The sequence below is a fragment of the Achromobacter spanius genome, from assembly GCF_039673305.1.
In the GTDB taxonomy this organism is placed as follows: Bacteria; Pseudomonadota; Gammaproteobacteria; order Burkholderiales; family Burkholderiaceae_B; genus Achromobacter; species Achromobacter spanius_F.
In genome coordinates this window covers 35,854-46,783 of the sequence record NZ_JBDJLJ010000045.1, presented here as the reverse complement: position 1 = coordinate 46,783, position 10,930 = coordinate 35,854, and the positions used below count along the sequence as shown (strand labels likewise).

General features: G+C 66.7%; 10 protein-coding genes. 5 read left to right on the top strand and 5 right to left on the bottom strand.

All coding sequences use genetic code 11. From position 1 onward, the window contains the following. Positions 1-90: 90 nt before the first annotated feature. The gene (fabV, locus tag ABE485_RS24335) at positions 91-1,281 is read left to right on the top strand and encodes an enoyl-ACP reductase FabV (RefSeq protein ID WP_346517813.1); all 1,191 of its coding nucleotides are present in this window, start codon (positions 91-93) and stop codon (positions 1,279-1,281) included. A gap of 63 nt (positions 1,282-1,344) precedes the next feature. Here the strand turns inward: fabV and ABE485_RS24330 are convergent, their stop codons facing one another. From ABE485_RS24330 to ABE485_RS24320, 3 genes are all read right to left on the bottom strand, one after another. Continuing rightward, complete coding sequence (locus ABE485_RS24330) at positions 1,345-1,650, bottom strand: hypothetical protein (RefSeq protein WP_346517812.1); 306 nt, start codon at positions 1,648-1,650, stop codon at positions 1,345-1,347. Between the two features lie 220 nt (positions 1,651-1,870). Then, on the bottom strand, positions 1,871-2,581 hold the full coding sequence (gene serB / locus ABE485_RS24325) for a phosphoserine phosphatase SerB (RefSeq protein ID WP_346517811.1): 711 nt from the start codon (positions 2,579-2,581) through the stop codon (positions 1,871-1,873). 13 nt (positions 2,582-2,594) lie between these two features. Further along, a complete protein-coding gene (locus ABE485_RS24320; protein ID WP_346517810.1) occupies positions 2,595-3,503 on the bottom strand; it encodes a LysR substrate-binding domain-containing protein in 909 nt (302 codons plus the stop codon). Positions 3,504-3,751: 248 nt separating this feature from the next. Between ABE485_RS24320 and ABE485_RS24315 the strand changes: the two genes are divergently transcribed. Genes ABE485_RS24315 through ABE485_RS24305 form a run of 3 tightly spaced genes read left to right on the top strand, consistent with a single transcriptional unit; the run spans position 3,752 to position 7,494 of the window. Beyond that, positions 3,752-4,828 (top strand): ABC transporter ATP-binding protein, encoded by a 1,077-nt coding sequence (locus ABE485_RS24315; RefSeq protein WP_346517809.1) that lies wholly within the window; start codon positions 3,752-3,754, stop codon positions 4,826-4,828. Positions 4,829-4,841: 13 nt separating this feature from the next. Continuing rightward, positions 4,842-6,488: an ABC transporter permease gene (locus ABE485_RS24310; RefSeq protein ID WP_346517808.1), complete on the top strand. Its 1,647-nt coding sequence runs from the start codon at positions 4,842-4,844 to the stop codon at positions 6,486-6,488. Between the two features lie 22 nt (positions 6,489-6,510). Next, complete coding sequence (locus ABE485_RS24305; RefSeq protein ID WP_346517807.1) at positions 6,511-7,494, top strand: ABC transporter substrate-binding protein; 984 nt, start codon at positions 6,511-6,513, stop codon at positions 7,492-7,494. 33 nt (positions 7,495-7,527) lie between these two features. Here ABE485_RS24305 and ABE485_RS24300 read toward each other — a convergent pair whose 3' ends face one another. Continuing rightward, positions 7,528-8,205: an ABC transporter ATP-binding protein gene (locus ABE485_RS24300; RefSeq protein ID WP_346517806.1), complete on the bottom strand. Its 678-nt coding sequence runs from the start codon at positions 8,203-8,205 to the stop codon at positions 7,528-7,530. Between ABE485_RS24300 and ABE485_RS24295 the strand changes: the two genes are divergently transcribed. Next, the gene (locus ABE485_RS24295) at positions 8,204-8,851 is read left to right on the top strand and encodes an arylesterase (protein ID WP_346517805.1); all 648 of its coding nucleotides are present in this window, start codon (positions 8,204-8,206) and stop codon (positions 8,849-8,851) included. The two genes, ABE485_RS24300 and ABE485_RS24295, sit on opposite strands and share 2 nt — an antisense overlap. A gap of 47 nt (positions 8,852-8,898) precedes the next feature. Here the strand turns inward: ABE485_RS24295 and ABE485_RS24290 are convergent, their stop codons facing one another. Further along, positions 8,899-10,860 carry a SurA N-terminal domain-containing protein gene (locus ABE485_RS24290; protein ID WP_346517804.1) on the bottom strand — a complete coding sequence of 654 codons (1,962 nt, stop codon included), beginning with the start codon at positions 10,858-10,860 and terminating at the stop codon, positions 8,899-8,901. Positions 10,861-10,930 lie beyond the last annotated feature (70 nt).

Below are 10,930 nucleotides of genomic sequence, written 5' to 3'. Positions count from 1 at the left end.
CCCGCGGCCGAAGCGCCTCCCGTACAATGCTGCTCGCCTTTTGCCCATTCCGGCAGCGGCCCCCAAGCATTTCCCCAAAAAGAGGCCCCCATGATCATCAAGCCCCGCGTGCGCGGTTTCATCTGCGTGACCACCCATCCCGTCGGCTGCGAGGCCAACGTCAGGAATCAGATCGACTACGTGAAGGCGCAAGGACCGGCGGCCGGGGGGCCCAAGCGCGTGCTGGTGCTTGGCGCGTCGACGGGGTACGGGCTGGCCGCGCGCATCAGCGCGGCGTTCGCCTGTGGCGCGCAGACGCTGGGGGTTTTCTTCGAGCGCCCCGGCGACGCCGGCAAGGCGGGCACGCCCGGCTGGTACAACAGCGCCGCCTTCCACAAGTTCGCGGACGCCGAAGGCCTCTACGCCAAGAGCATCAACGGCGACGCGTTCTCCGACGAGATCAAGCAGAAGACCATCGCCGCGATCAAGGAAGGCATGGGCCAGGTCGACCAGGTCATCTACAGCCTGGCCGCCCCGCGCCGCACTCACCCGAAAACCGGCCAGGTCTACAACTCCACGCTCAAGCCCGTCGGCAAGGCGGTGACCCTGCGCGGGCTGGATACGGACAAGGAAGTCATCAAGGACGGCATGCTGGAACCGGCCACGCAGGCCGAGATCGACGCCACCGTCGCGGTCATGGGCGGCGAGGACTGGCAGATGTGGATCGACGCGCTGCTCGAGGCCGGCGTGCTGGCTGAAGGCGCCACCACCACGGCCTTTACCTACCTCGGCGAAAAGATCACGCACGACATCTACTGGAACGGATCCATCGGCGCCGCCAAAAAGGACCTGGACCAAAAGGTGCTCGACATCCGCGCCAAGCTGGCCGCGCGCGGCGGCGACGCCCGGGTGTCCGTGCTGAAGGCGGTCGTGACGCAGGCCAGCTCGGCCATTCCCATGATGCCGCTGTACCTGTCGCTACTGTTCAAGGTCATGAAGGAAGACGGCACCCACGAAGGCTGCATCGAACAGGTTTACGGCCTGTACCGCGACAGCCTGTGCGGCCCGTCGCCCATCATGGACGACGAAGGACGCCTGCGCGCGGACTACAAGGAACTGGATCCCGCCGTGCAGGCGCGCGTGCAGGCGCTGTGGGATCAGGTGGACACCGCCAGCATCTATCAGCTGACCGATTTCGCGGGCTACAAGCGCGACTTCCTGCGCCTGTTCGGCTTTGAGATCGACGGTGTGGACTATCAGGCGGACGTCGACCCCGCCGTGGAAATCCGCGGCCTGATCTGAGCGCGAGGCGGGCCGGCCCGCCGCGCTTTGGCCGCCGCCGGCAAGCCGGGACGGGCCGGAGCGCTACAGATATTCCAGCGTGACGAGATAACGGCGGGGCGTCGCGCCCGACGCCTTGTCTTCAGCCGACTGGATTGCCCGCACGTCGGTCTTGACATGGCGCACGGGATCAAACGCCCTTCCACCGGCAACCGGCGCGCAGGCGACTTGGGGATGGGCTCCGGGACTGGCCTGCGTCACGCGGGGCATACACTTTCCGGGTTCGACGATGGCGCCCACGAAGCGTATGACGCCGGTATCCGCGCTGGCCATCGTGGGGGCCAGCAAAGCGGCGAACAACAAGGCATGCACTGACGATCGGATGGACATGGCAACTCCTTGGCGTAGGCAAGAACAGGGAAAAAACCAAACTCCTCATTCCTATTACGGCACTTGCGCGCGGAAGCTAAGGCCCTGCCAATCCACCATCCGACATCAAGGCGCCAGGCGCCGCATCTGCGCGGGTAATCTCTGCCAACTTCGTCGTGAACCCAGCCTACTCCGGTTGTTTTTTCGCAGCAATCCTATTTTTTAGTTTTTTTTCGATTGACTACGACACCACTTCCAACAGCCGATCCAAACCGCCTTCGTCGATTGCAATCTTGACCTCTTGCCGCACCGCAGGCTTGGCGCGGTAGCCCACCGACAGCCCTGCCGCGCGCATCATCGGCAGATCGTTGGCGCCATCGCCCACCGCGATGGCGCGCTCAGGCCCCACGCCCAGCGCGGCGCAGACCTCGACCAGCTTGCGGCGCTTCTCTTCGCCATCGCAAATATCCCCCCACGCCTGCGGCACGAGCCGCCCCGTGAGCCGCCCGTCCTTGACCTCGAGCACATTGGCGCGCACGTCGTCCATGCCCAGGCGCACGCGCAGGCGGTCGGTGAAGTGCGTGAAGCCTCCCGTGACCAGCAGGCAGGTCAGGCCCGCCGCCTTGCACGCCGCGATGAGCGCCTGCGCGCCCGGGTTAATTTGCAGGCGCCGTTCGTAGACCTCGTCCAGCGCCGCCTCCGGCATGCCGGCCAGAAGCGCCACGCGCTCGCGCAGGCTCTGTTTGTAATCCACGATTTCACCCCGCATGGCGGCCTCGGTCAGTGCCGCCACTTCGGCCTTCTTGCCCATCAGGTCCGCCATCTCGTCCAGGGTTTCGATCGAGATCAGCGTGGAATCCATGTCGAAGGCGATGACCTTGTAGTCCGCCAGCGCCAACGGCGGGACGATGCCGCGCCATTGCAGGCCGGGGGCCGTCGGGAAAGCAGGCATGCGAACTCCTTGTCTATGCCGGATGGGATGGCCCATGCCGCTGGGTGCAGAGCCATTGAATGAAAAGCTGCGCCTGCGCCGCCGCCGGCCCGTCAGGCCGGTACAGCGCGTGGACGCCCGCGTTGGGCAGTTGCGGCTGGGAAAAGAGCGGCCGCAGCCGGTCCGCGCGCACGTCGTCCTCAAGCAAACACCAGGGTGCGAGCGCGATCCCTAGGTCGTTCATCGCCGCCTGCATGCACAGGAACTGGTGGTCAAAGACAGGACCGGGCAACTGGGCCGGCACGTCCACCTTGGCCAGCGCGAACCAGCGCGGCCAATGGTCCATGCCGCCCGAGATCTTCAGGAGCGGATGGCCCAGGCAGTCCGCGGGCGCGGTCAGGCGGTTGCGCTCGATGAAGCGCGGAGACGCGACGGGCACGTGGAAATCGTCCAGGCAATGCACGCAGGCCAGGTCCGAATGCGCCATGTAGCCATGCCGGATCAGCACGTCGCTGCCGGCATCGCCGCCGCGGTCCAGGAACGGGCGGCCTTGCGTACTGAGCTGGACGTCAATGCCGGGATGCAGCGCCTGAAATGCCGACAGGCGCGGAATCAGCCACTTCATGGTCAGCGACGGCGTGGCGCACACGCGCAGCGCGCCGCCATAGGCCGGGGATTTGAGCTTGGCCGTGGCGGCCGCGATGCGTTCCAGGCTGGCCTGGATTTCCGGAAAATAGGCCTGGGCGCAAGGCAGCAGCGCCACGCCGCGCGCCTCGCGGGCGAACAGGGGCTGGCCCGCATACTCTTCAAGGATGCGGATCTGCTGGCTGACCGCGCTGTGCGTGATGCTCAGTTCGTCGGCCGCCGCGGTGAAACTGCGCAGGCGCGCCGCCGCCTCGAACACGCGCAGGGCCTTCAACGGCGGCAGGCTGTGCCCCGCCATGTCAGGCGTCAACCGCCCGGGCGCCCGCCAGGCGCCGCGCTGTGCTGCTCTTTCCCACTATTGCCCTTGTGTCGTCTATTTATTGTCGGGACGCGGCCGGCACCGGCCGCCTGCCCTGTTCAGCCGCATTCTAGGGGATAGGCGACGCGCCGACCTCTTAGAAAATCTAACGCCATGCCTTAAAAAACACTGCTGGTCGCGAACGGGCGCTGTTCCTATGATGCCTGCAACCTCAGGCAGGAACCCACATGGCATCGATCACGGTAGACGGCATCGTCAAGACATTCGGCGGGCAGCAGGTGCTGCGCAACCTCTCCCTGCACATTCCCGACGGGGCGTTCTATACCCTGCTCGGCCCCAGCGGCTGTGGCAAGACCACGCTGTTGCGCTGCATCGCGGGCTTCTATGCGCCCGATGGCGGCCGCCTGCTGTTCGACCAGGACGACGTGACCCATGTGTCCGCGCACCGCCGCGACATCGGCATGGTGTTCCAGGACTACGCGCTGTTCCCCGACAAGACCGCTTTCGACAATGTCGCCTACGGCCTGCGCGCCCGCGGCGTGGCGCGCGCCGAGACCACGCGGCGCGTCAACGAGGCGCTGGACAAGGTGGGACTGCTGCCCCTGGCCGACCGCTATCCCGCGCAGATGAGCGGCGGCCAGCGCCAGCGCGTGGCGCTGGCGCGCGCGCTGGTCATCCGCCCCCGCGTGCTGCTGATGGACGAGCCGCTCTCGAACCTGGACGCCAAGATGCGCCTGCAGATGCGCGACGTGATCCTGGACCTGGTGCGCGAAGCCGGCATCACCACGGTGTTCGTCACGCACGACCAGGAAGAGGCGCTGGCCATGTCGGACCGCATCGCCATCATGGACCACGGCGACATCGCCCAGCTGGGCACGCCGGAAGATCTCTACGGCACGCCGGTCAACGCCTACGTGGCCGACTTCATCGGGTCGGCCAACGTGATTCCCGTGCCGGCCCGCACCGGCCTGGAAGGCGCGCCCGCCGGCCATGTGCGCTATGAGCTCTGCGGCCTGCAGTTCGACGGCATGCAGGGCGGCACGGGGCTGAACGCGCAAGGCGTGCTGATCGCGCGCCCCGAGGAACTGGCCCTCATGGCCCCGGCGCCCTACGTGCCCAACACGCTGCCCGGCAAGGTCCTGCGGCGGCAGTACCTGGGCTTCAAGACCGCCTATCGCATCGCCCTGGCCAACGGCTCGGAAATCCGCGTCGAACTGCACGCCGGCAACATGGTGGCGCAGTTCCAGCCGGGCGAGTCCGTGCAGGTGCTGATTCCCGCCGACAGCCGCGTCGTCAACGCCTGAGGACGCGCACGCCATGAAAATCAAATGGTGGCCCTGGGGCATCCTGACCGCGATCAGCCTGGTCCTGCTGCTGTTCTTCGTGCTGTATCCGCTGGGCGTGCTCTTTGGCAACAGCATCACCGGCCAGGACGGCGGCTTCACGCTGGAAGGATTCAAGGCCCTGCTGGCCGATTCGCAATACGTGGAGGCCTTCGGCAACACGCTGATCCTGGGCCTGACCGTCACCACGTGCACCGTGCTGGTGGGCGTGCCTTTCGCGTACATGGTGGCGCGCTACGACTTCCCGCTGAAGAACCTGGTGGCCATCCTGCCGGTGCTGACCATCGTGATCCCCGAGATCATCGTCGGCCAGTCCTGGCTGCTCATCCTGGGCAACAACGGCCTCTTGACCAACCTGCTGGGCGACGCGGGCATCTCGCTGCCCTCGTTCTACGGCTGGACCGGCATGGTCTTCTCCATGACGCTGGTCTACTACACCTACATCTACCTGGGCGTGCTGGCCGCGCTGCGCGGCTTCGACGGCCAGCTCGAGGAAGCCGGCCTGAGCCTGGGCACCCCGCCGTTCCTGACCAAGCTGCGCGTGCTGGTGCCCGTGCTGCTGCCCGCCGTGCTCGTCAACGCGCTGGTGGTGTTCACGCTGGTGGTGGGCAACTTTGCGCTGGCGATGCTGCTGGGCAGCCGCGTGCCGCTGCTGTCCGTCATGACGTACAACACCTTCGTCAGCGAAATGGGCGGCAGCCCCACGCTGCAAAGCGCGATGTCCGTGGTGTCGATCGCCATCGTCGCCATCGTGCTGTTCTTCCAGAAGCGGGTGGTCGAACGCAAGGTCTACACCATGACCCAGGGCCGCGCGCCGGCCGCCGTGCGGGTGCGCTCGTGGACGGCGCTGCTCTACACCAGCGGCGTGGGCCTGGTGATCCTGGTGTCCCTGCTGCCGCTCGTCGTGGTCTTCATCGCGGCCTTCACCAAGACCAGCGGACCGGTCATGCAATGGGGGCAGTGGTCGCTCGCCAGCATCCAGCGCGCCCTGCACGGCGCGCCCGAGCCCATCCTGAATTCGCTCAAGTTCGCCTCGCTGGCCACGGTGCTGGGCGTTGCCTTCGCGGTGCTGGTCAGTTACCTGACGATCAAGAAGCGCAGCGCTTTCACGCAGGTGCTGGACTACATCGTGGTGCTGCCCCTGACCATCTCCGGCACCGTGCTGGGGATCGCGCTGGTGCAGACCTTCAATACCGGCTGGCTGGTGCTGGCGGGGACGTCGGGAATCATGGTGCTGTGCTACACGGTGCGCCGCCTGCCCTTCGCGGTGCGCAACGCGTCGTCCGTCCTGTTCAACATCCCCGAGTCGATCGAGGAGGCCTCGATCAGCCTGGGCGTATCCCCGCTCATGACGTTCTTCAAGGTGATCCTGCCCGCCATGAAGGCGTCGATCATCTCGGCCGCCATCCTGATGTGGCTCACCACGATCTCGGAGCTGTCCGCGTCCATCGTGGCCTACAGCGGCGGCCTGGAAACCATGCCCATCGCCATCTTCCGCCAGGTCGACGGCGGCAGGCTGGGCATGGCGTCCGCCTATGGCGCGGCTCTGGTCACCGTGATCGTGCTGCCCATCATCGTGTCCGTGAAGGCATTCCGCATCAAGCTGTTCTCCGGCAAATAACCCACTCGCACAGAGGCTACCCATGCAACTCAAGCACCTTCTCCAGTACAGCGTCCTGGCCGCGGCCCTGGCAACGGGCACGGCGCACGCCCAGAACGTCGTGCTCTATTCGTCCAACAACACCGAAACCATCGAGACCGCGCTGGATGCGGTGAAGAAGAAGTCGCCCAAGCTCAATGTGCAGCCCGTCACCGGCGGCACGGGCACCATGATGAAGCGCATCGAGGCCGAATCGCAGAACCCGCGCGGCGACCTCTTCTGGAGCGGCGGCTTTGGCACGCTGGGCGCCTACCGCCAGCACCTGCAGCCGTACCGCCCCGCGGACCTGGACAAGATTCCGGCGCAGTTCCGCGGCCCCGACGACCTGTGGGTCGGCACCAACGTGCACGTCATGGTCATGATGGTCAACGAGCGCCAGCTCAAGGGCCTGCCGGTCCCGGCGTCGTGGTCCGACCTGATGCAGCCGCAATGGAAGAACAAGTTCGCCATCACCGATCCGTCCAAGAGCGGCACGGCCTACATGCTGGTGTACGGCCTGTACAAGCAGTTCGGCCAGGAAGGCCTGGACAAGATCGCCGCCAACGCTGTCGTCACGGCCTCGTCGGGCACCACCTACAAGGGCGTGGCGGCGGGCGAGTACGCCGTGGGCATGACGCTGGAATACGCCGCGCAGGAATACGTGGCGGGCGGGCAGAAGGAGATCAAGCTGGTGTATCCGACGGAAGGCAGCTATCTGGCCCCCGAAGGCATGTTCATCATCAAGGGCGCCAAGAACCTGGACGCTGCCAAGGCCCTCTACGACGGCCTGCTGAGCAAGGAGTCGCAGGAAGCCCAACTGGTGAAGAACTTCCGCCGCCCCACCCGCACGGACATCGCGGTGGCCAATCTGACCACGCTGCCGGACCTGGCCACGATCAAGATCTTCCCGGTCAGCCAGGAAGCGGCCGCCACCGAGTACGAATCGGTGGTCGCGGCCTGGAACCAGGCCGTCGCGAAATCCAAGTAAGCCTGAAGCGCGCCGCGGGGTCCCGGGCCTGCCTCAGCCGCCCTGGACCATCCGGCCGCCGGCCAGCACCAGCTGGCGTCCGCAACGGGCGGCCAGTTGCGGATCGTGGGTCACCAGCACCAGGGTGGTGCCGTGTTCGCGGTGCAGATCGAACATCAGGTCGATGACCGTCACGCCCGTGGCGGCATCCAGGCTGCCGGTGGGTTCGTCGGCGAACAGCAGGTCCGGCTGCACCACGAAAGCCCGCGCCAGCGATACGCGCTGCTGCTCTCCGCCCGACAGCGTACGCGGATAGTGATGCAGGCGCGCACCCAGCCCCACCCGTTCAAGCATGGCCTGCGCGGCGTCGCGGGCGGCCTGCCCCGCCAATTCCAGCGGCAGCATCACGTTTTCGAGCGCCGTGAGATTGGGCAACAGCTGAAACGACTGGAACACGAAGCCCACGTGGTTGGCCCGCAGGCGCGCACGGCCGTCCTCGTCCAGCGCGAACAGGTCGTGGCCAGCCAGGTGTACGCTACCCATGCTGGGAACATCCAGCCCGGCCAGCAGTCCCAGCAAAGTGGACTTGCCCGAGCCCGAACTGCCCGTGATGGCCACCGCGCTGCCCGCCGCAACCGTAAAATCGATGCCTTCCAGGATAGACAGCGTCCCGCCGGCATCGGCCACCCGCTTGCCCAGCCCTTTCACCACGATCGAATTATTGCTATCCATGCGCCTATTTTCCCGTCTGCTTCTCGTGTCCGCCCTGGCGACCGCCATGGTGGCGCCCGCCCACGCTCAGACCGCCGCGGCGGCCCAGGGTTCCGCGCCGCGCACCGTGCTGGTGGTTGGCGACAGCCTGTCCGCCGAATACGGCATCAAGCGCGGGACGGGCTGGGTGCCCCTGCTGTCCGCAAGAATCTCCGAACAATACCCGAAGTTCCAGGTGGTCAACGCCAGCATCAGCGGCGACACGACCAGCGGCGGAGTCGCGCGCCTGCCCGCCCTGCTGCGCCAGCACGCGCCGGCGGTGGTGGTGCTGGAATTGGGCGCCAATGACGCGCTGCGCGGGCTGCCGCTGAACATGACCGAACAGAACCTGCGCACCATGGCCCAGGCTGCCCGCAAGGCCGACGCGGATGTGCTCATCGTCGGCATGCAGATTCCGCCCAATTACGGCCGGGACTACGCCCAGCGTTTCGCCGATGTGTTTCCCAAGGTCGCCAAAGACGAAAACGCCCGGCTCGTGCCCTTCCTGATGGAAGGCATTGCAACGAACCGGGCGATGTTCCAGGCCGACGGCATCCATCCGAACGAGGATGCCCAGCCTCAATTGCTGGACAACGTGTGGCCGACGCTGCGGCCGCTGTTGAACTAGGGCCTGCGCGCTACCTGAAGCGCTGACAGGCCCCTGACGCGGGCGGGTCAGCCAGCGGCCTGCTGGTCGCCGCGGATGACGTCGGCGGCCGCAGGCAGCACGTTGACCTTGTACTCTTCACGCAGCATGCGGATCATGGCTTCGTTTTCGGCCTGGCCCCATGCGCCCGACAACTGCTGCGCCAGGCGTTCCTTGTCGGCGGCCTCGGACTTGCCGGCCTCGACCTTTTCCAGGCGCACCAGCGTGTAATCCGCGCCGGCCTGCACACCGGCGTAGGCCGGCAGCTGGCCCGCCGGCAGGCGCATCACGGCATCCAGCACCGGACGCGGCAGGTCCTTGGGATCCTGGCGCGACACGACGATGGCGGGCGAGAAACCTTCGGGCGCGGCGGCGGGATTGGCCTTGTCGGCCGCCAGCGCGGCTTCGCCGGCCTTCTTCGCGGCTTCGGCCGAACGCTCATCCAGCAGCTTGCCGCGGATGAAATCGCTGACCTTGTCCAGCGGCGGCACATGCGCCGGCTCGACGGCGGCCACGCGCACGGCCAGCATCGTATCGGGAGCCAGTTCGATCACGCCGGAATTCTGCTTCTCACGCAGCACGTCGGGCGAGAACAGCACCTGGCGCACGCGCGGGTTGTCCAGCAGTGCGGCGTCGGGGCTGTCGGCGGCCGAGCCCGGGCCGACGTTGGCCGCGGGCAGCAGGCCCTCGCGCGTCACGCCGGAGGCGGTGCGCAGCTTCAGGCCGACGGCGTCGGCGGCAGGCTGCAGGCTGTCGCGCTGGTCATAGACTTGCTTGTTCAGCTGGGTAGCCATTTCCGAGAAACGCTGGGCAGCAATCTGCTTGCGGACTTCGGCGGTGATCTGGTCCTTGACCTCGGCCAGCGGCTTGATGGCCGCGGGGTGGATTTCGGTGACCTTGAGGATGTGCAGGCCGAACGGGCTTTCGATCACGCCCGACACCTGGCCCTGGCCCAGGCTGAAGATGGCCTTGTCCAGCGCGGCGGGCTGCGAGCCCGGCGCCTGCCAGTCCAGATCGCCGCCCTTGGCGGCCGAGCCGGCGTCCTGGGAGTTCTTGGCGGCCAGTTCAGCGAATTTGGAGGGGTCCGCGGCGGCTTGCTTGGCCAGGTCCTCGGCTTTGGCGCGCGCGGCCTTGCGGGCGTCTTCCGACGCGCCGGGGGCCAGTTCGATCAGGATATGGCTGACGCGGCGGCGTTCGGGCGTGCCGAAGCGGTTCTTGTTCTGTTCGTAGTACGAAGCCAGGTCTTCGTCCTTGACCTGCACGCCCTGCGTGGCGGCGGCCTCGTCCAGCACGACGTACTGGACCTGAACCTGTTCCGGTACCTGCAGTTGCGCCTTGTTGGCGTCGTACCAGGCCTGGATGTCGGCCGGCGCGACGTTGACCTGCGAACGGTAGTCGGCGGCGGCAAAGTGGCGCAGCTGGACCGTGCGGGTCTGGGTCAGGGCCGATTCCAGCGCCGACACGACTTCGGCCGGCGCGCGGGCCGACTGGCCGACGGGCTCGAGCACGCGGGCAACGGCCAGGTCGCGGCGCAGGCCGGCTTCGAACGAGGTCGGGGACATGCCCTGCGCGGCCAGCACCTGGCGATAGCGCTCGGGCGAGAAGCGGCCGTTGTCCTGGACTTCCGGGATGGCGGCGATGGTGTTGCGCAGCGTTTCATCCGACACGGAGAACCGATTGTCCGCGGCGACATTGGCCAGCAGGCGCTGGTTGATCAGCTGGTTCAGCAGGCCTTCGCGCAGCGCGGGCGTGTCGATGACGGCCGGGTCGAACTGTGCGCCCAGGCGCTGGCGGAACTGCTCCAGCTGATTGCGGTGCGCCTGGTCAAACTCGGCGCGTGAAATCGGCTTGCCAGCAACCGTGGCAAGCTCGGGCTCCTGACGCATGAAGCTGTCATAGCCTTGAATCCCGACCAGGAAGAAGGACGGCACAATCAGAAGCAGCAGGATGAACTGCATCCAGCGCCGATGGCTGCGAATAAATTCGAACATGGAATCCCTGTTGCCGCGCTCCGGGGGGTGACGCCCGGGGCCGCACGAAAACGCATAAAAAAAGGCGAAC